The following is a 24,213-nucleotide window of genomic DNA, read 5'->3' as shown; positions in this document are numbered from 1 at the left end:
GCCATGGCTATTTTGCAGTTGTGAGCTGATTTGTCCTGTGGTGTCATCAAAACGGAGTTGTCCAAAGCCCTCGCCTTGGTATTCTTTAGAGCGAATCCCTGCCAGTTTTTTGGTGTCAGGTAACTGTCCCTTTTTGTCGAATTGGGTCGGACTTCGTTGGGCTTCGTGAATGCGTCCTACGACAAATGGTCGGTCGATGTTGCCATCAAAGAAGTCGATTACAACGATTTCACCGATTCTCGGGAGGAATCTTACCCCATAGCCTTCTCCTGCCCATGGGGTAAGGACATCGACCCATGCTGAGTCGGTATCGTTGTCGTTAGAACCTGCACCACCATCATGTCCATGATCTTCTGTTCGAGTGAAGAGGAAGCGGACTTTGATACGTCCCCATTCATCGACATGGATTTCTTCACCACTCGGCCCAACCACTTTGGCACGTTGTGGATGGGTGCTTGGTCGATGGTGGAGTGGATTGTATTCTGGAACTGTCGTAATGTTACGTCGTTGTACCGTTAAGCTATTGGCTTGGCGTTCTTCTGTTGTGTTGTTTGTATTGTTATTAGTTTGGTTCATCCAATTGCTTTGTTCAAGCAGTTTACTGATCTGATCAGTGAGATCTTTCGGTAAGTTGTTTTGGTTGTAGTAGTTTTTTTCGGTGATCAGGAATTCTTGGTCTGAGCCATTGTGTTGATCAATCTCTGGGTGTTCGGTAAATTTGAACCAGTAGCCGACTTGTGCATCTCGTACGGTTGAGTTAGCGATGAATTGTTTGGACTGGCTATTGTAGTAGTGACTTAAGTTTTGGTTAAGCTTTTCAATTTGGCTGTTTTTGGATGCTGTGGCTTGGTCTTCGCCTTTGAGGTCTTGCATCCATGCAGGGCTGATATGCCATGCTTGTTCTAAGCCAAGACTGGCATTGTCTTGGTTGTTGCTGTGTTGGTGCTTACTTTGAACACTGCCTGCACCTTCTTCTTGTTCGAGGACATCAGCTTGCCAGCGCTGTATGTGAACGGCTGTGGGTTGTAGGCTGCGTTGTCCAATAAAGCTGGTAATGCTGTCTTGTTTTTCTGTGGCACTGCTACGATGGTAGCGAATGTTTCTACGGTCTAGCGCTTTGTATTGACTATTATCATCGATTAGGCGAAGTTTTTGTGCTTGAATTTGTGTTGCTGAATTTGGAACTTGGAGTTGTGCTTCGTCAATCAGCCAGTTGATGCCTTCGCTACGCATTAAGCGAGTGAGAAAGTCATAATCGCTTTCGTTACTTTGCATGATGAATGGGCGGATGTCGTAGTCTTTTTGCAATCCACTTTTATCAAGGCTTAGGCTTGATGCGAATAAAGGGCTTTTGTCTTGCCATTCTTTAAAGATGGTTTCGATGACTTCAACTGCCGATTTGTTCATGAATACACGACTGTTTCGGCGTTTATGCCACAGTGACGTTGCATCTTGTAATTTGAGTTTGTAAATCGTTAGTGAGCCATCGCTTTGTCCTTGGGCTGCTTCAGTGATAATGCCTGTGGTACGGAATAGTTGTCCTTGATCGGTGACTTGATCGATCGCAACTTGTGTACCGATGAATTGTTTAAGTGGAATGGTGGCTGATGTTGAGAGACAAATGAGTTCAGCAGACACGCCTTGATTCAACGCATGTTGTCCGTCGATGCGTTGTAAGTAGACGTGTTGGTCTAAGTCTGTATTTGTAAATTGGATATGGATGGCACGTTTTTGGGCGGTAAGTCCAAGTTGTTCTAATGCCTTAAATATATTGGCGAACATAATGATATTCTTATAATTAATTTAATCTTAAAAATTACTATTATTTAATCAAATTTAACGACAAAAAACTACAAATGATACAATTTAACTAATAAATAAAAAATCAGCACCAAGGTGCTGATTTTAAAATAAATTCAATGCTTTATTTTTAAATTGAGTAAAAAATTACTCGGCATCCATCATTGATGCGCTCATACCTACAGTATTAAAGCCTGCATCTACATAAAGAATTTCACCTGTAATCCCATTCGCCCAAGGTGAGCAGAGGAATAACGCAGCATTACCCACATCTTCAATCGTCACATTACGTTTTAATGGTGCAATTTTTTCATTGGCATCTAACATTTTACGGAAAGATTTAATGCCTGAAGCTGCCAAAGTACGGATTGGACCTGCTGAGATTGCATTAACACGAATACCGTCGGCACCAAGGCTAGACGCCAAATAACGCACACCCGCTTCCAAAGATGCTTTTGCCATACCCATCACGTTGTAGTTTGGCATTACAGACTCAGAACCTTGATAAGTTAGGGTCAATAAGCAACCTTGGCGAGCCAATAACAAAGGTTTTGCAGCACGTGCCATCGCAACAAAGCTATAAGCACTAATATCATGTGCAACTTTAAAGCCTTCACGATCAGTTACATCGGTAAAGTCACCGTCAAGGGTATTTGCAGGTGCAAAGCCGATCGAGTGAACCACACCATCTAAACCATCCCAATGCTTTGCAAGTTCAGCAAAAGCATTGTCAATGTCTGCATCGACAGCAACATCACAAGGAAAAACTAAAGTTGAGCCGAATTGTTCAGCAAACTCATCTACACGTTTTTTAAGTTTGTCATTTGGATATGTAAATGCAAGCTCTGCACCCTCACGGTGAAGTGCTTGAGCGATACCAAATGCAATTGATAATTTACTCGCAATACCTGCAATTAAAAAACGCTTACCTGCCAATAGTCCTTGTGCCATGAAATTCTCACTTGATCAATTTTGTAAGCATAATGCCAAGAGTTGACACAGAACAAAATTGCATAATGCATCTTTTTTTAAAAGATTACCAAAAACATAAAAAAACGCGCTATATCAAGCGCGTTTTATTTTGGTCAATAACAATATAAAAATTAGTCATCACCAGAAATTAAACTGAATAAACGTAGGAATGAATAATACATCCAGACCAATGTTGCGAGTAATGCGATACCACATAACCATTCGTATGATTTAGGTGCGCGTTGTGCTGCTGCTGATTCGATTAAATCAAAGTCTAAGATCAAGTTTAATGAAGCAATCACAGCAACAAAAGCAGCAAAACCAATGCCTAACCAAGAGCTTTCAAATAGACCTGGAATGCTGCTTCCAAATGCTAAACGCATGATGATCTGCACAACAAATACCAAAGCAATCGCAATTGAAGCAGAGATCACGATCGATTTAAATTTTTCAGTTGCACGAATGATTTGGAACTTATATAAAGCAAACAAAACCAGTGTCGTCACAAATGTTGCCAATAAAGCTTGTAAAGGTACGCCTGGAAATTTCATCTGAAAAATAACAGAAACACCACCTAAAAATGCACCCTCAAAAAATGCATAAGGAATCGCTAAAACACGAGCTGTATTCGGTTTAAACGTGGTAATCAAACCTAGAATTAGACCACCCACTGCACCGACAATAGCAGATGCAACAGCAATTCCTGCATTTAAGGTGAACATACAATAAAAGAAAATACCTAAACCAAGTACTGCTGCAATCACAGTCAATAAAACTGACTTTTGAATTGCACCTTGAATCGTCATTGGTTGTTCATAATCCGCATAGGTTTCCGCACGGCTTAAAATCGGGTTATTACTTTGCATAAGCGATCTCTTTGTAATAATTCAAATATATAAAAGGATATTAAAATGTTTTATATGCAAACAAATGTACTGCTTGCTATTTTTTGTAACGAGTTGTCGTAAATGATACGCACTCAGTATAACTGAAAATTCCAGAATACAAAGTGAATAAAAAAGAGGCAATAAATGCCTCTGATTTAACTTTACGATTTAAACCATCATTACGGTAGATTTAGTCTTGATTCGCAATGAAAAAATATTGACGATAATATTTCAATTCTGCAATCGAATCACGAATGTCATCCATTGCCAAATGTGATGCGTTCTTTTTCAAACCACCCATAATTTCAGGTCTCCAGCGTTTCGCCAACTCTTTAACAGAAGACACATCTAAATTACGATAATGGAAGAATTGTTCAAGCTCTGGCATTAAGCGATGCATGAAACGACGGTCTTGGCAGATCGAGTTCCCACACATTGGTGAAGACTTCGCATTTACCCATTTCTTTAAGAATTCTAAAGTCTGTTGTTCCGCATCTTGAGCTGTCAATTTACTACGGCGAACACGTTCAATCAAACCCGACTGACCATGTTGTTTGGTATTCCACTCATCCATTGCGTTCAGAATAATATCTGATTGATGCACAGCCAGCACAGGCCCTTCCGCCAAGATGTTGAGATTATCATCGGTCACAATTGTTGCGATTTCAATGATCTTATCATTATCGGTATCCAACCCTGTCATCTCAAGGTCGATCCAAATCAAGCGGGTATCTGGAGTGCTGCTCATATCGTGCAATCTTATTGGGCTAATAAAACAAGAATAGTAGCAAATTTCTTGCAACTTCGCTGTAATTCATTCGCCCATCATGGTATTTTTGCGTTCTAATTTTCAAGGTTTTTAGGATATGAATGGCTTTAATTCGTAAACGTCGTTTAACTGAACAGCAGCAACGTCGCATTCAGAAACAACATCAAACACGTCAAGAAGACCTCGATACCTCCAATGACCTTGAAGGTCTAGTTGTTCAACATTATGGACGACAACTCGAAGTACAAGCCCTTTCTACGCCTAGCCCACATCCGCAAAAGCCGATTGTCAATGACGGCGAACCTGAACCGTTTTGGAAACCCATCGAGCTCAATAGCGTTTGGCGTTGTCATACCCGTACCAATTTAGAACTTTTGGTCACAGGTGATCGCGTCAAATGGCAAGCTGATCCCAATACGGGTTTAGGCATTATCACTGCGATTCAGCCAAGAAATTCATTGCTGACACGCCCAGATCGTTATCATAAAGTTAAGCCTGTGGCTGCCAATATCAGTTTAATTGTCATTGTATTTGCACCACTTCCAGAACCTGCACCGACATTGATCGACCGCTATTTAGTGGCATGCGCAGATGCAGATATTCCAGTTTTATTGGTCTTAAACAAATCAGACTTGCTCAAAGAAAATGATCCAATTCTAGATATGCTCAAAGAATATCAAGACTTAGGCTATGAAGTGTTAATCACTCAATCTGAGGGCGATATCAGTGAGCTTGAAAAGCGACTAGACAATGAAACCGTTGCATTTGTTGGACAGTCTGGTGTTGGTAAAAGTACCCTGATTAATATCATTGTTCCTGACGCAGCACAAAAGACCAATATTATTTCTGAAAACTCTGCACTGGGACAACACACCACGACTTCAACGCGTTTAATTCGTTTTGGTGAAAATGGTGCATTGATTGATTCACCAGGAATCCGAGAGTTTGGTCTGTGGCATTTAGATTTAGAAAAAATCGATGCAGGATTCCCAGAAATTTCAAACTTAATTGGACATTGCCAATATCGCAACTGCACCCATACCCATGAAAAGCAATGTGCAATAAAAAAAGCCGTGCAAGAAGGTGAAATATTGGGCAGACGACATGAAAGTTATTTACGATTAATTGAAGAAATAACTGAGGCACAACAAAAAAATTAAATTTCTTTGTTGCTGACCTTGAAGCGGTGATTTTGATCACCATATATATACGCTATACTCGACGCAATTTTTGATTGTAATTAGGTGACTTGTGGAACGTTGGTTTGAGTTTATGGGGAATCACCCCTTCTTATTTGGTATTTTAGGGGCACTGATTATTTTGTTCTTTATTTTTGAAGGGCAACGTAGTGGTCGTAAAATTTCACCACAATCACTCGGTATTTTAGTAAAAGCTAAAAATGCGATGTTGATTGATTTGCGTGATGCTAAAGACTTCCGTGAAGGACATGTCAGTGGTAGCCGTAATATTCCATATAGTCAAATTGCAACCCATATTGAAGAGTTAAAAGCTGCGGATCGTCCGTTGGTGTTCATCTGTAACTTGGGTCAAGTTGCAGGAAGTGCCTTACAACAAGTCGGTCATGCAGACAGCTATCGTTTAGATGGTGGTATTAGTAACTGGAAAGCCCAAGGCTTACCATTGGTTAAAGCTAAAAAATAAGCTATAGGAGCTCAACATGACTGCTGAAGTAAAAGTTTATTCAACAACTTTCTGCCCTTACTGTGTACGTGCAAAGTCTTTACTTGAGCGTAAAGGTGTAACTTTTTCTGAAATCAATCTTGATCAGGAAGCACCAGAAGTTAAGCTTGAGCTCATGCAAAAAACCAAGCACCGTACCGTGCCACAAATTTTTATTAATAATGAATTTATCGGTGGTTTTGACCAGCTTTATGCTTTAGAAAAAGCAGGCAAGCTCGATGAATTACTTGCATAATGAATTGTTTTACAAATCACTTCTGAGAATTTAAGGAATAAAGAATGAGTGAAGAACAACAAGCTCAACCACAATTAGCTTTAGAACGTATTTATACAAAAGATATTTCTTTTGAAGTGCCTGGGGCTCAAGTTTTTACCAAAGAATGGCAACCTGAACTCAACATCAATTTGTCTTCTGCTGCTGAAAAAATTGATGAAACACACTTTGAAGTATCTTTAAAAGTTGTGGTTCAAGCGAATAATGCGGGTGATACTGCATTTATCGTCGATGTAACTCAATCTGGTATTTTCTTGATTGATGGTATCGAAGAAGACCGTCTTCCTTATATCTTAGGCGCTTACTGCCCGAACATTTTGTTCCCATTCTTACGTGAAGCGGTGAATGATCTTGTGACTAAAGGCAGCTTCCCACAATTACTTCTTACTCCAATCAATTTTGATGCCGAGTTCGAAGCAAATATGGAACGTGCTCAAGCCGCTGCTGCTGAAGGTCAAGCTTAATTCTATTGGATTAAGTTTTGATTCAAAAGACCGCTTTATGCGGTCTTTTTTTGCTTTGAAATAATTGTTCTAAACGTCAGATTAATTCGTACCATCTTCACTTTCTTCATCGGTGGTAAACGATGTAACCAAAAGCTTTGGGTACAATCTTTCATGACCAATAAACTGCCATGTTCCAATAAGACTTCAACTTTTTCTTGCGTATTCTTATGCTTAAATAAAAATCTTCGTTCTGCGCCAAAACTCAACGAAGCGATAGCCCCATTCTTTTTTAAATCTGTTTCACCATCACTGTGCCATGCCATCCCCTCTTCACCTGAGTGATAAAGGTTCAATAAACATGAATTAAATGTTTCGCTAGTTTGGGTTTCAACCAATTGTTTTAGCTCTAATAATTCCTTTGTCCAAGGCAAAGCTCGCTTTTCCGTTCCAGAATAACGATAAGAAAAATCCTGTTCTCCATACCAAGCCACTTTCCGCTTGGTTATTACCGTTTTTCCAAAAATCACGGCTCGATCATGTTGCCACTCTATAGTTTTCAATAACTGATTGAAATAATGGTTTGCAGTTTCATGATCTAATATTTTGCCAAAATAATTCACTGTTCCATCTTTGGGAAGTAAGTTTTCATTAAAATACGTTTCAGAGTTTTCTAAATCAAAGCCGATCTGCTCTGAAATTCCTTTAGACTGGCTCATGACAGTGCCCTGCTTCCCAACCGATCATTGCTGTTTTTCGAACTTTTCCCCAATGATATTCACCTAGCACACCCGTTGCTTGAATCACACGATGGCAAGGAATTAAAAAAGCCACAGGATTTGCACCAATGGCTGTACCCACTGTGCGAGAGGCTTTTGGGGCATCTATATGTTTGGCAATTTCCCCATAAGATGACAACTGCCCCATTGGAATTTTCAGTAAGCATTCCCAAACTTTAAGCTGAAAATCCGTGCCTTTAAGATGTAATTTAATTTGTGGTAAATCTACATTCTCCAATGAAAATATGGAGAGCGCATTTTCTTGTAACTCATCTGATTGCCAAATAAATTGAGCTTTTGGAAATTGTTCAACTAATTCATTTAATGCCTCTATATCAGCTTCAATAAAAGACATTTTACAAATGCCTTTTGAGGTTGAAGCAATTAAAACTCTGCCAAATCGAGTATCTGTACACTGATAATTAATTTTAAGATTTTCCCCACCATTTTTATATTCAGTAGGCGTCATGCCTTCAATTTGTACAAATAATTCATGTAAGCGACTGGTACTGGATAGCCCAGTTTCAAAAGTCGCATCAAATACACTACGATCTTGTTTTAGAATATTTTTAGCATGCGTCAAACTGATATATTGCAAAAATTTCTTCGGGCTAGTTCCCGCCCATTCCGTGAATAAGCGTTGAAAATGCGCGGGACTTAAATGCAAATGCTCGGCAACCTCATCTAAATTCGGCTGATCTTTAAAATTGTTTTGAATATATTCAATGGCTTTAGTAATACGTTCAAACTGAATCTGTGCTTGCATCATATTTCCCTCATCTTCTTGTTTTAACTTAGCAGTAACATCGAAAAGAAAAAATCCGAATCATGTGCAGTTTGAATATTTTTATGTTTTAGCCTTAAAAATAAAACCGCTAGTAATCCAACTAGCGGTTTTTAAAATATCACTGGCAAGAATTGATATCAATTAATGATAAATCTTATGCCCTTGATCACGAATCTCAGCAATTTTCTTGCCTTCCATTTTGGCATGATCTAAATGCCCTGCTTTTACCACAGCCTGTGTTTTGTCAATTTGAGCAATCAATTGATCATATAACTGTGTTGAAGTTGGTGCTTTGGCATCACCCCGACCTTTCAACTTCACTTTTTTTGCATCCGTTGCAGCAGCACGCATATTATCGAGTGCTTTATTGGCTTCTGCAGCATTATTGGTTTGGTTAAACGCTTTATAACTTTTTCCAAGCGTTTTCATATTGTCTTCTAAACTTGCAGCAAAACTCATTGAACTGATTGCAACAGTTGAAACAAGCATCATCGTGGCTAACGTTTTTTTGATCATTTTGATCTTCCTTAAAACTTTGGCTATTTGAATAATTATCCATTTTTAAGATTAAACATAATTTAAAAGTTCAAAAACACCAATAAAAAATGCAACGGATTCGTTGCATTTTTATGTCTAAAATTCAGTACTAAACAGGCTCTATTTCATTGTGCAAAGCATCATGAATCGCTTCCACCAATTGCTGTGCGATTTCTTGCTTAGAGGCTTTTTCAAGATCACGTTTTTCCATTTGATATTGCTCTGCAAAGAACACAATCATGGCATTTTCATCAGAAGCAAATCCAATGTCTGTACGGGACACATCATTACACGCAATCATATCGAGTTTTTTCGCAACTAATTTCCCAGCTGCGTATTCTTCTACATTACGTGTTTCTGCTGCAAACCCCACCATAAATGGGCGCTTTTCTTGCTTGGCAATGGTTGCGACAATATCAGGGTTTTTAATCAAAGAAACATTCAGCTCATCGCCTGCTTTCTTGATTTTATGTTCAGCCACTTCTGCCACACGATAATCAGCCACCGCTGCTGTTGCGATAAATACATCACAACCTTCTTCGAGTTGATGCAAACTTTCATCTAACATTTTAATAGCAGAAGAAACATTAATTCGTTTAACACCATTTGGGGTATCTAGGCTCACTGGACCTGCCAATAAAGTCACTTTTGCCCCTGCGCTATAACATGCTGCGGCAATCGCAAAGCCCATTTTCCCAGTACTGTGGTTAGAAATATAACGTACAGGGTCAATTGCTTCTCGTGTAGGTCCAGCGGTAATCACCACTCGCTTGCCTGCCAATAAACCAAACTTTTCAGCAATCGCACGTTGCGCTTGATGGAAATAATCTTTGACTTGTTCTGCCAAATCTTCAGGTTCAGGCATACGTCCCAAACCAACATCACCACATGCTTGTGAGCCTGATTCAGGCAAAATCACATGCACACCATCTTCAACCAAAGTATTTAAATTGCGCTGAGTCGGTTTTGCCGCCCACATTTGTTGATTCATTGCTGGTGCAACCCAGACAGGTGCTTTGGTGGCTAAGTATACGGTGCTGAGTAAATCATCCGCCAAACCTGCTGCGAACTTGGCAATCGTGTCACAACTTGCAGGCGCAACCAGAATCAAATCCGCCCAACGTGCTAACTCTATATGCCCCATGCCCGCTTCCGCTTCTGGGTCTAATAATTCAGTATGCACAGGATTGCCAGATAAGGCTTGAAAGGTTAATGGTGTAATAAATGCTTGAGCGCCTTTGGTCATGACCACGCGTACGTTAAAGCCATAATCCTTTAAACGGCGTACTAGAATGGCACTTTTATAGGCAGCGATACCACCAGTAACAGCGAGAATAATGTTTTTATTAGAAAATACACTGAGATCGAAACTCACGATCAAGTCACCTTTCTGTTGCAGTGGCGCTCACAATAGCATTAAATAGAGCATCTCCCAAGCAGTTCAGAGGAGAAATATGAAAAGTAAAATAATTTTAAAATGTGAACAATAATGAATAATTCCACAACATCCTTGCCTCATCAGTCCATTAAACAATGGCCAGAACAAGAACGCCCAAGGGAACGCTTACTTTTACAAGGTGCACACAGTTTATCCGACGCAGAACTACTGGCTATTTTTCTACGCTCAGGCTCTAAGCAACACTCTGCTGTGGAGTTGTCACGTTTATTGATCCAACACTTTGGCAATTTAAATGCGGTCTTTGATTCATCTTTAGAAGATTTAAGACAATTTCATGGCATTGGAGATACCAAATATTCACAACTCATGGCAGTGAAAGAACTCGGTCGACGTTATCTAAAAAATCAGTTAGATCAAGGTTTAGATCTCAGTCGTTCTGATTTAATTCGTGATTATTTACGTTATGAATTGCTCGGTGAAGCACAAGAAGTTTTTGCTGTACTTTGCTTAGACAGCCAATTGCGCAAAATCAGTTTCAAGAAATTATTTTTTGGTTCCATCAATTATTGCAATATTTCCATTAACCAATTATTGCGTTATGCCATTCAAAAGCATGCCACGTTTATCGTGATTGCGCATAATCACCCTAAAGGTTTTGCCAAACCTTCACGTGAAGATTACGATTTAACTCAACAAATTTTGACTGCATGTCAACTGCTTGAAATAGAATTATTGGATCATATTATTATTGCTTCTGAGCAAAGTTATTCGTTTGCTGAACATGCGCTTATCAAATCGAAGACTTTCCCAGCGAATACTGTTGACAAGTGCCCATGAAGCAGTGAAGATCACTTAAAAAATATAGATACAAATGCAATGATTGTTCGTGAACAAAACGACACCCTAAAACTGTTATTTTCTTGGCGTGGAACGATTTTACCCAAGGTTTTGCCTCCTCTCGGCTTTGTGATGCTGATTTCGGCGATTGTCGGTGGCATTGAATATACTGACATTTACCGTTTTCCAGAACTTCCACTTGTCGGCTTCACCCTGATCGGTGTAGTGCTGTCAATCTTTTTAGGTTTTAAAAATACCGCCTGTTATGACCGTTGGTGGGAGGCTCGTAAGCTCTGGGGCATGCTCATCGCTAATGCACGACACTTTGACCGTGACTGTCGTATCTTTCCGCAAGGTCGTCGTGAGCGAATCATTCAACATGTGATTGTCTATGCCAATGTGTTACGTGATCGCTTAAGACATCAAACCATGAACCCTGATGCACTTGTACAAACCAGTGGCATGAGCCAACAGGCTTTAACACAGCTGTACCAACAGAATAATGCACCACAATACACGCTCAGTTTGATTCAATGGGAACTGATGCAAGCACTGAAAGAAGGTGAAATTTCCGATATTATTTATACGCAGTTAAATGAGCATGTCAATGAACTCAGCCTTGTTCAAACGGGTTGTGATCGTATTGCAACAACGCCACTGCCTTTTGCGTATTCAGTATTACTCAACCGTACAGTGTATTTCTTCTGCTTTATGTTGCCATTTAGCTTAGGTTCTTTATTGGGTTTAGCGACACCACTTTTAGTCGGAATTTTGGCTTATACATTTCTAGGTTTAGATGCACTAAGTTCAGAAATTGAAGAACCTTTTGGCACACAAAGTAATGACTTACCGCTTGATTCGATGGTACGTATGATTGAAATTGAATTGCTAGGAACGCTTGGAAAACCAACCCCGCCACCAATTCAAGCACATGATAATAATTTGTTGTAGTCAAACCATTATCTGAATCAGCAATAAGGAATCATTGTGAAATATGTTGTGATTTTTAAAGCCAAAGTAAAACAGCTAGATCCTGAATATTTTCAAACAGCGCAACGTTTACGTGATAAAGCCTTAAGCCAGTTTCATTGTAAACAGTTTGAATCTATCGCTGAAAATGGTTTTGAAATCGCACTGTCTTATTGGGACTCACTTGAAGATATTCAGGCTTGGCATAAAGATGCAGAACACCAAGCAGCACAAGGCATCGGTAAAGAAAAATGGTATGAAAGTTTTAGTGTTGAGATTGGTGAAGTTTTAAGACGTTATCCTTAATAATTGACTCAATTAGATTGATGAATGAATCATTATTCATCAATCAACGTACTTCAAACTCAGCTTCCGCAGGATCAAAGCGCCAAGTTCGAATAATACGAAGTTCTGAAATATCCTTCATTTTCGCATCAAAGCGTCCAAACGGCGCACCCTTACGGACTGAGTTCTTGGCTGCTTCATCCAAGATTGAATGCCCTGAGCTTTCTACCAGACGGATTGCTCGTATTCCACCTTCATTGTTTAAAATCACCATCAAACGAACCTCACCAGAAAGGCGTTGTTGCTTCGCAAGATCAGGATAATAACGGTTGCCATACATTTCGACTTTTTCACGAAACTTATCTAAATAACCAGCTGAAGCATCTTGTTTGGCTTGTATACCGTCAAGAGTTTTAATTTTTTGTTGCTTACTAAAGTTTTGCTGTTTCTGTAAATATTGCGCCTCTAAGCTTGCCACCATTGCAGCCTTAGCTTGCATTTGGCTTTGCAACTCTTCCATAGCTTTTTTACGATCATTTTGCTCGGCTTGTTTCTGCCAACTTAAAACCGTCATCAATACTTTTTCTTCAAAGTTTAATTCACGCTTTTGTTGCATTTGTTCCAAAGCTTGTAACTGCTGATCCCCAGCACTTTGATCTTCTGCTTGAGCAGGCATATCGCTCGACATACGATGTTCTTTACGGAATGTCCCTGAACCCTGCTGATCAGCTTGAGCGAGAAAGTCCGCATCTTTGACTTTGTCTTCACTTGGTCGAATTGAGATCGCGATTTCTTTGGTCGCAGCATCATTTTGTTGAGGCATGCCAAATTGGATCGATAAAAAAAGCAGATGCGTAATGACTGCAACTGAGACAGCACCGATAAATAACGGATCTTGCCACCAATAGTCTAAATGCTTGGTATCTGCATATAATTTTTTTATCATGACATTTATCCGACAAAATTCCCCAACCGCCAAATTTAAAACGCATTAAAATAAGCTTAATCTGACATTATTCAGCAACTTTGCGACTGAATGAGTGTAAATAACGACGTAATTTTAAAACACTAAAAATGGTGCAATGTTTTTTGTTAAACTGCAATCCTTAGACTTAATTTTTTTAATGATCGACAAGTTTATCACCTTAAAATGTTGATGATTTGGGACAATACTTATGCCGACGCTGCTTTCTAACATTGCTAAACGTATTCGACAAGTATACCAAAAAGCCGAAGGTTTTATAGAAGAAGAACGCGAGTTTCCAGTTTCTCAAGTATTTTTAAATGCAACCTTTCAGCGCTATGTCACAGACAACGTAAAAATTTTAGAAGACTTACACGCTGACCTGCATAATGATTGGCTCAGACTCTATGCAACACTGAATGTAAAAGGTATGCATCTGGTACTTTCTGTAGATCTAAAATTGATTCAAATGGAACTCAATAAAGATATGCAACTGATCGTATTTGAACAAATCAGTAATACCCAAGTGATTGAAGCCCAATATCCAAGTTGGCTCTATAAAATTGGGGTTAAATCGGCGCTATTTTTCTATCAGAAAATATTAAAAAAAGACCCTCTCGGTATGATCTTAGAGAAATTTGAAGTCGTCACAGTCAAAGATGAATTACTTCATTTAGACCTGAATCGCTGGTTAGGCAAAAACCGTTCTATCATCGATGCATTGAATAAAGTTCATGTTAATCATGCTGAGTTACGAGAAGCTGAATTGGTGGTGATTGGCAATGTCAATCTCACTGCGCTCTTTAGTAAATTCCGTGAAGATCGTTTTGATGATTGGGAAGATGATGACGACTATATCGATAGCGAAGTCACACCGATCAAACAAAAGAATGATGATTAACTGATGTTACGCAGTAACATCAAAATCACAAATTGCATCTCGATAAAAAATAGATACGCGACAACGTCATCCGCAACGTGTTTGAGGCAGGACTACATCTGTAAGTTAACGTTTCTGCGATATATCAATCAAAAGATGGTAGTTGACGAGTCTTGCGGTGAGGAGCAACGCTCCGCAAGTTGGTTTTCTTGCGAAGCTTCGCTTCTCATTTTCCCGAAAGAAAAGTAAGTCCAGCGGAAGGCTAATCCCTAAATCAAAACTTTTGATGTAAGACTCCGCTGAGTAAGCTTCAAAACAGTTTAAAACGATACTTTACTTTTGAAGTACGTAATATCGGTAATTAAATTTCAAGGCTAAATACTCAAAACTTATACATAAGTTCACAGTTTTAATTAAAAATTTGATATTTTATACCGAATTAGCCTCCATAATAGACTCAGACTTTTAAATGCATAGGACATTTAATGATGGCAAAAACATTATTCAAAACATTGAGCATGGCAACAGGTCTTTCAACTGCAATGCTTTTAGTGGGATTTTCAAGCAATGCGCTTGCCATGAGTCCATTCCAAGCAAGTTATCAGTTTGCTTATAATGGTAAAAACTTAGGTTCAGCTACACGTACTCTGAGCCAAAGCGGTAATAATTGGAAATATGTCTTTACTGCCAAAGCGATTGGTATGGCATCTGCCAGTGAAACCAGTAACTTTAACTTTAGTAATGGTCAAATCACTTCAAATAGTTTCAGCCGTACCAGTAAAATTTTGGTACATAGCGATACCATGACCATTAACTTTAATCCAAACAGCAAAACCATTAACACCAAGAAAAAAGACACACCACGTTCTTTTGCTTGGAAAGCAGGTGCATTGGATGAGTTAAATGCTGAACTGCAAGTTCGTGAAGACTTAAAAGCGGGTGGTTTAAAATCAAGCTATTTGATTGCAGATGCCAAAGGTTTAGATACGCGTCACTTTGTTAAACAAGGCACTGAAACAGTAAAAACACCTGCGGGAACATACAACACCATTAAAGTTGTACTCACCCATGACAATAAAGCTAAAAGCTCAATCTTTTGGTTAGCACCGCAATTAGACTATGCACCAGTGAAAATGTCACACGTCGATGGCAATACTTCTTATAACTTAACCTTAACAGGTTACAAAAAATAAGAGATTTTTCACCATTTAGTTAAATTCAGCTTGCATTTTTTTGGGTGCTTTTTAAAATACGCCTTTGCTTTAAAAAGCACCTTGCCCTTAGAGGATTCTCCCTGTGTACGCACTAGAACAGAAAATCTTAGCTGAAGGTATCGTTCTATCTGATCAAGTTCTGAAAGTCGATTCTTTTCTAAACCATCAAATTGACCCTGCGATGATGCAGCTCATTGGTCAAGAATTTGCTCGTCTTTTTAAAGACGCAGGTATTACCAAAATCATCACAATTGAAGCTTCAGGTATTGCACCTGCTGTGATGGCTGGTTTGGAACTTGGTGTACCCGTTATTTTTGCTCGTAAATATCAATCTTTAACGCTTAAAGATGATTTATACCGTTCAAAAGTATTCTCTTTTACCAAACAAATTGAAAGTACCATTGCGATTTCTAAAAAGCACATTGTCAAAGGCGACAAAGCTTTAGTGATCGATGACTTCTTGGCAAATGGTCAAGCAGCATTAGGTCTTGCAGATTTGATTCATCAAGCTGAAGCTGATGTTGTCGGTATTGGTATTGTGATTGAAAAATCTTTCCAACCAGGTCGTCAACTTTTACTTGATAAAGGTTACCGTGTTGAATCATTGGCTCGTGTTGAGTCATTGGCAAATGGTACTGTGACTTTTGTGAAAGAATAATTTCGAATAAAGCCTGTATCTAAAATCGAGCGCGCTATGCGCTCTTTTTTATACTTTTTGAAAATATAAGCATCATTTTGACCATTCATTTAACCTACATTTTCAACTATATTGTTTTTAGAAATAAAATTTAGGTCAATAAAATAGAATGGAATCAATTACTCAGAATCTCATCAACTTACTCAATGTGCAGAAAATGGATGAATATCTTTTTCAGGCACAATGCACTGACCTGTTTGGAACACATTTATTTGGTGGGCAAATTCTTGGGCAGTCTCTAATTGCTGCCTCCAAAACCACAGATCGTCCTGCACACTCCTTACATGCTTATTTTATTCGCAGTGGTCGAACTGACCTACCTGTACTTTATAAAGTAGAAAATTTACGTGATGGTAAAAGCTTTGCCACTCGCCAAGTTTACGCACTACAAGATGGTACTGTAATATTTTCAGCGATGATTTCCTTTGCCAAACCTGAACAAGGCTTGGAGTATCAAACTGCTGCACCAGAATATCCTGTGCCAGAAAGCTTTAAATCAGAACAAGAGCTTAAAATACTCAATCAAAATGATATTCCTGAATTCATGCGTGAAGTTGTCATGCGCCAGTTCGATTTAAGAATGCATCCTGTGAATCCCGTCAATCCATTTCGCCCAGAAAAGGCTGAAGCAGAATATGCGGAATATGTGCAAACCTTTGACAAATTGACAAATGAGTTTGATATTCCCATGTTCCATCAAGCCATTTTGGCATATTACTCAGACTACAATCTGCTCACCACTTCGCTACGCCCACATGGGATCAGCTATGCCAATGGTGGTGTTCGCAGTGCAAGCCTAGATCATGCGATTTATTTTCATAGTGAATTTCGTGTAGATGACTGGTTGCTCTATGACATGCATGCCACTCGATCAAGTCAATCACGTGGTATTAACTATGGTCAATTTTGGCAAAATGGTAAATTGGTCAGTAGTGTGACCCAAGAAAGTTTAATGCGAGTCCGCCCATAAAATTCATGTTTGAAAGAAAATGACTTGATTCATGTTTCGATTGTATTCACATAAAATATAAAGACTTATCTGGTCTTTCGTTTACAATCAAAAATATGTCATGTATCTGACATGGTTGTTTCAAGAGTTTTAAATAATAAAATATTCTTAAACCGCTATAAAATCAGATACTTTGAATAAAAATATAGATTAATCATGGCTTAATAAAGAAAAATGGACTTTATTGAGTGAGTACAAATCAATGACTGATGAACAAAGTGTAAGTTGCCCAAAGTGTGGCTCTACAGACCTAGAACGACGTGATCACGAACAACTTTTAGGCAAAGCAGGCAGTGTGTTACTGACTTCTGCAGGTGCTGCTGCAGGAACAGTTGGTGGCGCAGCTTCTGGCGCTTCAATCGGTGCGGCAATTGGAACGGTTGCTGGCCCTTTAGGTGTCATCGTTGGCGGAACTGTCGGAACATTTGTCGGTGCAATTAGTGTCGGAATTACAGGTGGTTTCCTTGGTAATCGCTTTGGTAAAAAAGCTGGTGTGATTGTCGATCAAAATATTTTCTTTGATTATCAATGTAAAAGCTGTAAACACCGGTTTAATGTAAATTAATACGATTATAGAATTCCTGTAAAAGAACGATGCTCTTTTCAATGATTATTTACATCACAAAAGAGCTTTGTTTATTTAGCATTCCAAATTATAAAATCTATACATAATTAAAATTTTGGAATGTTTGTGTTCCAAATTCAGGGTAAATTATAGAAAATGCACATTAAAATTGAGCAATCTAAGCCATCCACAACAACATTAGAATTTGAGAATCATCAATTTTCAGACGAGGAAATTGAATTTATTTTACAATGTAAACGCTTATTGGGGCTATCTTTTAAACAATGTATTCTTTCAGAACATCATTTCGAAAAAATTGCACAACTTCCGAAATTGGTTAATCTAAATTTTGAAAATACCCAAGTTTCTGATGTCGCCCTAACCCACTTGTCTCAAATTCAAAGTTTAAATTACTTATTCATTGTAAATTCAAAATTGACTGGAGACGGTTTCAAATCTTTTACAAATCATAAAAAGTTGGATTGTATTTGGGTCTGCAATACTCAGGTGAATGATCAAACCTTGCAATACTTTCTCAACATCCCAAAACTTTCAACCTTGTTACTACATGATACCCAAGTGAGTTTTGATGGCTTAATGACTTTAGCACAACATCCTAAATTGCGAGTGATTGCTAATATGTTTAGTGCTGCACAAATTGCAGAATTCGAACAAAACCAACGTGATTTACAAAAGAAAAATAAACAATATTTTAGTCATACTCAAATTGAGGACGCCAAAGCTAAACTAATCCATTTCTTTGAAGCAATAAATCAATGGGAAGCATCTGCTGAACAAATCGGTTTCTGCGACGAACTTCAACAAAAATGCCAACAGATTTTTCAGCAATATTGTACAGATAAGCCACGTCATGGCTATCGCCCAGATGGTTTACATTATTCACATGCTCCTAATTTCAGCTATACCGATGAAATCATGACTGATATTGACCATGCAAGTAAAAAAAAGCTGTATATTTTTACCCGTGATCGTTTAGAAGGGCAAAATCGCTATACATTGCTTCTCATCGAAGGTGAATGGCGTATTGATGAAAAACATCATTTCTCAGGTGGTTGGAAAAAATATGGGCTTTGATGCTAATTGTATATTAGGCTCAATTAGCATCAAATTTAAAACTTAAACACTCAGTTTTCTCACCACCTCACCCAAACGCTTCCCTTGTGTTTCACACAATGACTTCTCATCTGTACTCAAACTTTGATCATGGCGTGGTCCACTGACATGCGTTGCACCATACGGCGTTCCGCCTGATTTGGTATTCGATAATGCTGGATTGGCATTGGTCAGCCCCATAATCATCATCCCGTGATGGAACAATGGCGGTAACATGGTCAATAAAGTACTTTCCTGACCGCCATGCATCGAACCAGATGATGTGAATACACAAGCTGGCTTATTGTGCAAAGCACCATTGAGCCAAAGACTGGTGGTTTGATCCCAAAAATACTTCATTTCCGAAGCCATATTGCCAAAACGTGTTGGCGAACCGAGTGCCAAACCTGCACAATTTTGCAAATCATCCAAAGTACAGTAAATATCACCCTCTTCTGGAATACTGGCAGCAGCCTCAGTCACGACAGTCGCTAAATTGGGCACTGTACGAATTTTGACTGTAACACCTGCGCTTTCAATTCCATTGGCAATCAAATGTGCCATTTCTTTGGTTGAGCCATATTTACTATAATAAAGAACAAGAACATAAGGTTGCATAGTGATAATTTAAATTTGAATTAAAAGAAAACTATACGGTATTTCTCTGTATTTTTGGGTAAGCTATTTGAGTAAATAGCGAAAGATAAATTAAAAAGCAATTGAAAAACAGCTGAGATCAAAGATATATGATTGAATTACTTAAAAAATTACCCTTTTATCAGAAAACTTGGTTTCAGTTTATTCTTTTCGTGATTCGTCGTTTTGAAGCAGATCGCTGTCGTGAACAAGCAGGCTCGTTGACCTATACCACCCTGTTCGCAGTTGTACCGATGTTAACAGTTTTCCTTGTTATCATTTCATCGATTAAAGCCTTAGAGCCTGCACGGCAACAGCTTCAACAGATGATTTATAGCAACTTCCTGCCGAAAACCAGTATTGCATTTGATAAAGCCTTTAATGTCTTTACCGATAACTCCAGTAATTTAACAGTCATCGGGGTGTTATTTCTATTCGTAACTACTGTGCTCATGCTGACCAGTATTGAAACTGTATTTAACCGTATTTGGCGTGTCCAAGAAACACGCAATGGTATTATCGGTTTTATGCGTTATTGGACAATTATTTCTCTTGGACCTATTTTACTGGGTAGTGCCTTTGTCATTTCCTCTGCCATGGCATCAATGAGTGTCCTGAGTAATAACTTTGCAGGTTATCAGGTGGATAGCTCCATCTTATTGATGTTGGTTTCCTTTGGCTTAACTGTTTTAGGCTTTTTCATTCTCTATTGGACTATTCCGAATCGCAGTATTCCAATTCAAGCTGCGGCAATTGCAGGATTATTTGGTGCAATCGCTTTTGAATTATTGAAAAATCTTTTTGGTTTTGTCATGGCGAATTTCACCAGTTATACCATTGTGTATGGTGCATTTGCAGCGATCCCAATTTTCCTACTCTGGATTTTCCTCTCATGGAATATCGTGCTTTTGGGCGTTGAAATTAGTTATGCACTGACCGCATTTCATACAGGGAAAATTCAGACTCGCCATCCTGTTTTGATGATGCTCGATATTTTAGAACTGTTTTATAAAAAGCAAAAAACAGGTGAAGTAGTCACCGATGTCGAAGCCCTAGATATTTTAGGACGCGGTGAAATTGGACGTTGGCCTGTCTATGTACAATTATTAGAAAAACAGAATCTCATCAAACGTACTGATAATAATGAGTATGTTTTGGTGAGAAATCTTGATGAAATTGATTTTTGGTCATTTTATACCTCATTGCCATATACCTTGCCACGCCGTAAGGATGTCGAACATGTCCATGACGATGATGTGTGGATGAAGCATATCGGACCAACATTGATCGAATCTGATGAATATTTGGCAGCGAAGTTATCTATTCCGCTTTCGACCATTTTAGATGATAAATAGCTGATTATTTGTCAATAAATAATACGATTCTCAAGTGCATGCTTCACTTGAGAATCTTGCACTTGAGAATCATCGCACAATACATTGAAAATAAGATCACTCAGAAATGTGCAATACTTTACGTTGAATCCATCCTTGTAAACTCACCACTAAAATTCCCAACATCACCAAAGCAGTGCCAATAATAAAATTCACTTCAAGCTTTTCATCTAAGAAAATAATACCGAATGCGATCCCGAACAACGGTGTGAGGAATGAAAACACCCCAAGATGATTAGCTAAATAATTTCTCAATAGCCAAAACCAAATCATCAAACTAGCAAAAGACATAATCAAAGTATGAAAAGCCAAACTTGAAAAGGTGAGTAAAGTCCAACGAATTTCAGTTTGTCCCAAAGCAAAAGCCAAAGGCATGAGCAGAATAAAACCACCCATCAACTGATAAAACAAAGTCTGTGTCGGATGTGCTTCAGCAAGTTTGGTTAAACGTAATGAAATGGTGGTGAGCGCCCACATGATCCCTGCAAGTAAAGCCATCGCATCGCCTAAAAGCACTTTGGAGAATTGCCCAGTTTGGCTATCTTTGCCCATAAAAGTAACGACAATCCCCACGAAGGCTATGAAGATTCCTGTCCATTGCAAAACAGAAAGTCGTTCAGAGGCAAACTTCCAATTCAGCCCCAATGCGACAAAAATCGGTGCGGTATACAGTAAAACTACGGTATGTGAAGCAGAAGTAAAACGTAAAGCTTCTGCAACGAGAAAGAATTCGGCTGAGAATAAAAAAGCCAACCACATCCCTGCAAGTAAATAATCTTTGGAGAATAAGCTCACGCCTTGCGGGAGTCGGATCAATGGATAAACCATCAATGCAGAAAGCCCACATCGAATTGCGATTTGCATGATCGGTGCAATATCTACGGCTGCAAGCTTGAGTACCACTTGTTGCAAACCCCAAATCATACACAACATGATCATTAAACCTGATGCTTTGGCATCAAGTGCTTTACGCATATCCACGATATTTATCTCAACAGAACAATAGCACCACTATAATCCTGTCGTTTTTATAAGATATACTTGAGAACAGACAAACCATCCTCAAATTCAGGCAAATTTCAGATGCCCCATAAAATCAATAAAAAAGCCCTACAAGCTGAAAATTACACTCGATTATTGACCAATGATGAAATTGAAGCACCGCTTTGGATTGATTTTCGAGATGATCCTGCATTATCTATTTATCCACTTCATGGGCATGCTTGGGGAGAATTTGTTTATGCCTTTAATGGTGTGATGGAGGTGAATATTGACCAAACCAATTATATTACCCCACCCCCTTATGGTTTATGGTTACCACCGAATTTACAGCACAGTGGGTTAAATCGAACTTCGGTATCGCATGCGACTTTATATATTCACGAATCATTATGCCAACAACTACCACAACAGGCGGGAATATTACTGACTGCGCCCTTAGTCAGCGCAATTTTATTGCATTTAAAACAACACCCAATTACAGATTCAGCTGAACATTTACGACTCTTACAAGTGCTTCTTGATCAGTTGCACCATGCACAATATGTGGCAAGTTATTTACCACATACCGATCATCCGACGCTCAAGCAAATTTTGAATTATCTACATGACAATCCAGCTGATCAAAGTGCATTGTCTGAACTGGCTATGCAGATCAATACCACAGAACGCACCCTTGCGCGTTTGGCACAAAAAGAACTGAGCATGTCGTTAAATGAATGGCGACAACGCTTAAAAGTGATGAAAGCCATGAGCATGTTAAGTGAGGGAAAAACCGTTGAAGGCATTGCACTAGATTTGGGTTATGCCAATGCCTCGGCTTTTATTGCCATGTTTAAGCGTTGGATGGAAGTGACGCCTGATCAATTTAGGAGATCACTCGAAGTCTGACTCAAGCCGAAAGTTGTAATTTCCCTTTTCCACTACGGCGATATAGCACTGCCAAAATCAAAGTTGGAATTACAAATCCAATCGCCACAAAAATACCATGTGTGATTGAAGCATTGGGTTCAGATAGCATTGCGACATGTTTCATTGGTGATGTCCACGGTGACATTTGCACAGCCAACAATCCAATCAAAACCACTTGCCAGAAGATATTCTCGCCCTGCTTTTTATGCTGAATAAATGCATAAGCCAATAGAACAATTGAAAATACAATTTCTAAAACCCATGCACCTATTCCCAATTTGCCCCATAACCCCAAACCTAGATGTTGTTGCGCAAAGGGATACAATGCCATATCAGCATTATGCATCGGCAAGTCTGCGATAAAATGCAGAAAACAAGATAAGGTCGCAATGATGGAGATTTGCTTATTTTTTAAAAATAACGCACCCCAAAAGAGCGACCAAATGATTGCCATCAATAAAGAATGATCCCAATCAATAAAGGTCAAATCAAAATATAAATAAGGTAAAGCATCCAAATTTGGCGTAACTTTTTCGATGCCTGTCGCCACCAAAGTCCCATTAATTAAGTCTAAAAACCCTGCTCCCAAGATGACAGGTAAAACAGGTGTTTGTGGATATTTGGCTTTTAATGCCATTCCTACAGCAAAGTGTCCGAAATACATGTGAATACCTCATGAATGAATAAAATTCATTGAACAATCGTTCAGTTAAAAGTTAAAAAATTTAAGAAATCGGTGCCCATAACATCAAAGTATGCTCAACAATCGCCTGACGATCTTGTTGCTTTGACAATGAGTAACCCACATTCATATTCAATAATTTACCCAAAGCATATTGTATGCTCATGGCAAGAAACTGTTGTGCAGACAATTCAAAATTCATCTCACGCACTTCACCCAAAGCACAACGCTGTCTTAATAGATTTGCCAACCATTCAATCCGCGAACGAATCACATTTTGAATAATATGCACTTCTTCAAGCCCCATCACATCACTTTCACGCATGATAATTTTCAATAATTCAGGGCTTTGATTAAAAAGTTGCTCGCACATTTCATAAAGCGTTGCTAAAACAATGGCTAAGGGCTGTTGTTCTAAATTGTGATTTTTTTGGTTCAAGGTCATCAACACTTCAGCCAGACCTTGTTGCACCATGACTGCTAAAATTTCACGCTTTCCACCTGAAAAATGATGGTAGAGAATCCCTTCCGACATATCTAGAGACTTCGCCAAGGCACGAATCGACGTATTGGCATAGCCTTTTTCAGCAAATAATTTTCTTGCTTGTACCAATAATTTCTCTTTAGTTTCTTGCGCTTGGTCTTGACGTAAATTTGCCATCAATATCTTCACTGAACGAACGTTTAATGAAATATATCATGTTTCGCA

28 protein-coding genes are annotated in these 24,213 nt (G+C 38.8%); 15 read left to right on the top strand and 13 right to left on the bottom strand.

The annotated features are described in order from the left end of the window. The 4 genes from EXE09_RS16515 to orn form a co-directional block, all read right to left on the bottom strand. Positions 1 to 1,782 (bottom strand): type VI secretion system Vgr family protein (locus tag EXE09_RS16515; RefSeq protein ID WP_130117971.1); only part of this gene is annotated, 1,782 nt, incomplete at its 3' end. Between the two features lie 165 nt (positions 1,783 to 1,947). Continuing rightward, positions 1,948 to 2,751 carry an enoyl-ACP reductase FabI gene (locus tag EXE09_RS16510; RefSeq protein WP_130117970.1) on the bottom strand — a complete coding sequence of 268 codons (804 nt, stop codon included), beginning with the start codon at positions 2,749 to 2,751 and terminating at the stop codon, positions 1,948 to 1,950. 152 nt (positions 2,752 to 2,903) lie between these two features. Beyond that, the gene (locus tag EXE09_RS16505) at positions 2,904 to 3,638 is read right to left on the bottom strand and encodes a Bax inhibitor-1/YccA family membrane protein (protein WP_068973633.1); all 735 of its coding nucleotides are present in this window, start codon (positions 3,636 to 3,638) and stop codon (positions 2,904 to 2,906) included. A gap of 211 nt (positions 3,639 to 3,849) precedes the next feature. After that, entirely contained in the window at positions 3,850 to 4,407 is a 558-nt protein-coding gene (gene orn / locus EXE09_RS16500) for an oligoribonuclease (RefSeq protein ID WP_068973632.1), read from the bottom strand. Between the two features lie 122 nt (positions 4,408 to 4,529). On the opposite strand from orn, the gene rsgA reads away from it, so the two are divergent. From rsgA to secB, 4 genes are all read left to right on the top strand, one after another. After that, entirely contained in the window at positions 4,530 to 5,588 is a 1,059-nt protein-coding gene (gene rsgA / locus EXE09_RS16495; protein ID WP_087553812.1) for a ribosome small subunit-dependent GTPase A, read from the top strand. Positions 5,589 to 5,679: 91 nt separating this feature from the next. Further along, positions 5,680 to 6,090 (top strand): rhodanese-like domain-containing protein, encoded by a 411-nt coding sequence (locus EXE09_RS16490; protein ID WP_068973630.1) that lies wholly within the window; start codon positions 5,680 to 5,682, stop codon positions 6,088 to 6,090. Between the two features lie 16 nt (positions 6,091 to 6,106). Further along, positions 6,107 to 6,364, top strand: coding sequence for a glutaredoxin 3 (gene grxC, locus EXE09_RS16485; RefSeq protein WP_068973629.1), 258 nt, complete (start codon positions 6,107 to 6,109; stop codon positions 6,362 to 6,364). Between the two features lie 44 nt (positions 6,365 to 6,408). Beyond that, a complete protein-coding gene (gene secB, locus EXE09_RS16480) occupies positions 6,409 to 6,867 on the top strand; it encodes a protein-export chaperone SecB (RefSeq protein ID WP_068973628.1) in 459 nt (152 codons plus the stop codon). 35 nt (positions 6,868 to 6,902) lie between these two features. Here secB and EXE09_RS16475 read toward each other — a convergent pair whose 3' ends face one another. From EXE09_RS16475 to coaBC, 4 genes are all read right to left on the bottom strand, one after another. Then, positions 6,903 to 7,565, bottom strand: coding sequence for an alpha-ketoglutarate-dependent dioxygenase AlkB family protein (locus tag EXE09_RS16475; RefSeq protein WP_130117969.1), 663 nt, complete (start codon positions 7,563 to 7,565; stop codon positions 6,903 to 6,905). Next, positions 7,552 to 8,391 (bottom strand): bifunctional transcriptional activator/DNA repair enzyme AdaA, encoded by an 840-nt coding sequence (locus EXE09_RS16470; RefSeq protein ID WP_130117974.1) that lies wholly within the window; start codon positions 8,389 to 8,391, stop codon positions 7,552 to 7,554. Before EXE09_RS16470 ends, EXE09_RS16475 begins: the two co-directional genes overlap by 14 nt. A gap of 162 nt (positions 8,392 to 8,553) precedes the next feature. Further along, the gene (locus EXE09_RS16465; protein WP_130117968.1) at positions 8,554 to 8,928 is read right to left on the bottom strand and encodes a cytochrome b562; all 375 of its coding nucleotides are present in this window, start codon (positions 8,926 to 8,928) and stop codon (positions 8,554 to 8,556) included. A gap of 130 nt (positions 8,929 to 9,058) precedes the next feature. Then, positions 9,059 to 10,324: a bifunctional phosphopantothenoylcysteine decarboxylase/phosphopantothenate--cysteine ligase CoaBC gene (gene coaBC / locus EXE09_RS16460; RefSeq protein ID WP_130117967.1), complete on the bottom strand. Its 1,266-nt coding sequence runs from the start codon at positions 10,322 to 10,324 to the stop codon at positions 9,059 to 9,061. Positions 10,325 to 10,438: 114 nt separating this feature from the next. On the opposite strand from coaBC, the gene radC reads away from it, so the two are divergent. From radC to EXE09_RS16445, 3 genes are read left to right on the top strand one after another with little or no spacing between them, the layout of a single operon-like run. Further along, a complete protein-coding gene (radC, locus tag EXE09_RS16455; RefSeq protein ID WP_130117966.1) occupies positions 10,439 to 11,185 on the top strand; it encodes a RadC family protein in 747 nt (248 codons plus the stop codon). Between the two features lie 39 nt (positions 11,186 to 11,224). Further along, positions 11,225 to 12,136 (top strand): bestrophin family protein, encoded by a 912-nt coding sequence (locus EXE09_RS16450; protein ID WP_068973624.1) that lies wholly within the window; start codon positions 11,225 to 11,227, stop codon positions 12,134 to 12,136. Positions 12,137 to 12,172: 36 nt separating this feature from the next. Next, the gene (locus tag EXE09_RS16445) at positions 12,173 to 12,460 is read left to right on the top strand and encodes an antibiotic biosynthesis monooxygenase family protein (protein ID WP_130117965.1); all 288 of its coding nucleotides are present in this window, start codon (positions 12,173 to 12,175) and stop codon (positions 12,458 to 12,460) included. A gap of 43 nt (positions 12,461 to 12,503) precedes the next feature. Here EXE09_RS16445 and EXE09_RS16440 read toward each other — a convergent pair whose 3' ends face one another. Further along, on the bottom strand, positions 12,504 to 13,385 hold the full coding sequence (locus EXE09_RS16440; protein ID WP_130117964.1) for an energy transducer TonB: 882 nt from the start codon (positions 13,383 to 13,385) through the stop codon (positions 12,504 to 12,506). A gap of 229 nt (positions 13,386 to 13,614) precedes the next feature. Between EXE09_RS16440 and EXE09_RS16435 the strand changes: the two genes are divergently transcribed. From EXE09_RS16435 to EXE09_RS16410, 6 genes are all read left to right on the top strand, one after another. Next, positions 13,615 to 14,304, top strand: coding sequence for a hypothetical protein (locus EXE09_RS16435; protein WP_130117963.1), 690 nt, complete (start codon positions 13,615 to 13,617; stop codon positions 14,302 to 14,304). A gap of 464 nt (positions 14,305 to 14,768) precedes the next feature. Further along, a complete protein-coding gene (locus EXE09_RS16430; RefSeq protein WP_130113815.1) occupies positions 14,769 to 15,476 on the top strand; it encodes a DUF3108 domain-containing protein in 708 nt (235 codons plus the stop codon). 103 nt (positions 15,477 to 15,579) lie between these two features. Continuing rightward, on the top strand, positions 15,580 to 16,155 hold the full coding sequence (locus EXE09_RS16425; RefSeq protein ID WP_068973620.1) for a xanthine phosphoribosyltransferase: 576 nt from the start codon (positions 15,580 to 15,582) through the stop codon (positions 16,153 to 16,155). 148 nt (positions 16,156 to 16,303) lie between these two features. After that, positions 16,304 to 17,164 (top strand): acyl-CoA thioesterase, encoded by an 861-nt coding sequence (locus EXE09_RS16420; RefSeq protein WP_130117962.1) that lies wholly within the window; start codon positions 16,304 to 16,306, stop codon positions 17,162 to 17,164. Positions 17,165 to 17,405: 241 nt separating this feature from the next. Beyond that, positions 17,406 to 17,768 (top strand): hypothetical protein, encoded by a 363-nt coding sequence (locus EXE09_RS16415; RefSeq protein WP_068973618.1) that lies wholly within the window; start codon positions 17,406 to 17,408, stop codon positions 17,766 to 17,768. Positions 17,769 to 17,924: 156 nt separating this feature from the next. Continuing rightward, on the top strand, positions 17,925 to 18,863 hold the full coding sequence (locus tag EXE09_RS16410; RefSeq protein ID WP_130117961.1) for an NTF2 fold immunity protein: 939 nt from the start codon (positions 17,925 to 17,927) through the stop codon (positions 18,861 to 18,863). A gap of 42 nt (positions 18,864 to 18,905) precedes the next feature. Here EXE09_RS16410 and wrbA read toward each other — a convergent pair whose 3' ends face one another. After that, a complete protein-coding gene (gene wrbA, locus EXE09_RS16405) occupies positions 18,906 to 19,499 on the bottom strand; it encodes an NAD(P)H:quinone oxidoreductase (protein WP_087553826.1) in 594 nt (197 codons plus the stop codon). Positions 19,500 to 19,627: 128 nt separating this feature from the next. Between wrbA and EXE09_RS16400 the strand changes: the two genes are divergently transcribed. Continuing rightward, the gene (locus EXE09_RS16400) at positions 19,628 to 20,872 is read left to right on the top strand and encodes a YihY family inner membrane protein (RefSeq protein WP_130113811.1); all 1,245 of its coding nucleotides are present in this window, start codon (positions 19,628 to 19,630) and stop codon (positions 20,870 to 20,872) included. Positions 20,873 to 20,968: 96 nt separating this feature from the next. On the opposite strand, the gene EXE09_RS16395 is transcribed toward EXE09_RS16400, so the two are convergent. Continuing rightward, positions 20,969 to 21,892 carry a DMT family transporter gene (locus EXE09_RS16395; protein ID WP_130117960.1) on the bottom strand — a complete coding sequence of 308 codons (924 nt, stop codon included), beginning with the start codon at positions 21,890 to 21,892 and terminating at the stop codon, positions 20,969 to 20,971. A gap of 102 nt (positions 21,893 to 21,994) precedes the next feature. Here EXE09_RS16395 and EXE09_RS16390 point away from each other — a divergent pair, with 102 nt between their 5' ends. Beyond that, complete coding sequence (locus tag EXE09_RS16390; RefSeq protein WP_130117959.1) at positions 21,995 to 22,801, top strand: AraC family transcriptional regulator; 807 nt, start codon at positions 21,995 to 21,997, stop codon at positions 22,799 to 22,801. A 1-nt stretch (position 22,802) separates the two neighbouring features. On the opposite strand, the gene EXE09_RS16385 is transcribed toward EXE09_RS16390, so the two are convergent. Then, on the bottom strand, positions 22,803 to 23,486 hold the full coding sequence (locus EXE09_RS16385; protein WP_130117958.1) for a hypothetical protein: 684 nt from the start codon (positions 23,484 to 23,486) through the stop codon (positions 22,803 to 22,805). Between the two features lie 61 nt (positions 23,487 to 23,547). Continuing rightward, positions 23,548 to 24,165: a TetR/AcrR family transcriptional regulator gene (locus EXE09_RS16380; RefSeq protein WP_068973612.1), complete on the bottom strand. Its 618-nt coding sequence runs from the start codon at positions 24,163 to 24,165 to the stop codon at positions 23,548 to 23,550. Positions 24,166 to 24,213: the final 48 nt, after the last annotated feature.

The sequence above is a fragment of the Acinetobacter sp. WCHAc060025 genome (assembly GCF_004209355.1).
Lineage (GTDB): Bacteria > Pseudomonadota > Gammaproteobacteria > Pseudomonadales > Moraxellaceae > Acinetobacter > Acinetobacter wuhouensis.
Note: the sequence above shows the minus strand (reverse complement) of the source record. Positions and strands in the feature narration are given on the sequence as shown.